The sequence below is a fragment of the Mesorhizobium sp. M1A.F.Ca.IN.020.06.1.1 genome (assembly GCF_004023265.1).
Lineage (GTDB): Bacteria > Pseudomonadota > Alphaproteobacteria > Rhizobiales > Rhizobiaceae > Mesorhizobium.
In genome coordinates this window covers 1-874 of record NZ_RZSR01001495.1, presented here as the reverse complement: position 1 = coordinate 874, position 874 = coordinate 1, and the positions used below count along the sequence as shown (strand labels likewise).

The following is an 874-nucleotide window of genomic DNA, read 5'->3' as shown; positions in this document are numbered from 1 at the left end:
CAGATGCCGATCTTGGCGCCGAGCCGGTTTGGTTTGACGAACCAGCCGGCGGACGAGGCCGACGGCTCGACCAGCCATTTCCCATTTCGGGCCAGCCCGGCCGGCGGCACCGGCAGGCCAAGCGCGCCGAGCACGGCGCCGGAGCGGAACTTGTCCTGGCAGAGCGCGAACAGCGAATCGTCGGCGCCGATCGTCTTCAATCCATTCAGCCTTGCCAGCGCAGGCGAAGCGCCGCCGCGGAAATAGGCGATGCCGTCGGTCAGCGTCCAGACCAGGGTTTTGACGGGATCGGCGTTCGCCAAGACGGTCGCGGCGTCGTCCAGCTCGACGGCCATGAAGGTTAGGCCGCGCGTTTCGCAAGCGGCGGCGAGCTGGCCGAATTCGGGCGCGAGATCGGTCGACTGCGCCAGATAGGACGAGATCTCGGTTGCGCGTTCCGTCGGGTAGCCGTCGGCGACCAGCCGGTCGAAGCAAGCCTTCTCCGGCTCGTGGACAAGGATCAGCGTCGGGCCGTTGCGCGGCATGGAAGCTCCCAGAAGAGTCAGGTGCTACCATCGCATGGCGGTTGCAATCGGCTTTCAGGAAACCGACCTGAGCGAGCGATAATGCGCAAGCCGCTCAGGCGATCAGCACGCGCGGCTCGAAGCGGCCCCGGACCGGAATGTCGAGCAGGAAGGTCATGCCGGCCTGAGGATCGAGCTTGCGCTGCTTGTCGTCCTTGCCTTTCCAGGCCGATGTCACCGCCAGGCGGTCGGCGTTCGGCCCGACAAAGGCGGGGCAGGAAGGCTGCGTTACCGGCATCGGGATTTCGCGCAGCAGCATGCCGTCCGGCGAATACGCCTTCACCGCCTTGCCGCCCCAGACGGCGTTCCAC

General features: G+C 66.7%; 1 protein-coding gene and 1 pseudogene. Both read right to left on the bottom strand.

The window, feature by feature from the left end; translation table 11 throughout:
- A pseudogene (locus tag EOA60_RS35105) lies at positions 1–524 on the bottom strand (D-alanine:D-lactate ligase-like protein); the annotation flags it as partial.
- A gap of 94 nt (positions 525–618) precedes the next feature.
- A partial coding sequence (locus tag EOA60_RS35100) for an SMP-30/gluconolactonase/LRE family protein (protein ID WP_164899877.1) occupies positions 619–874 on the bottom strand: 256 nt, incomplete at its 5' end.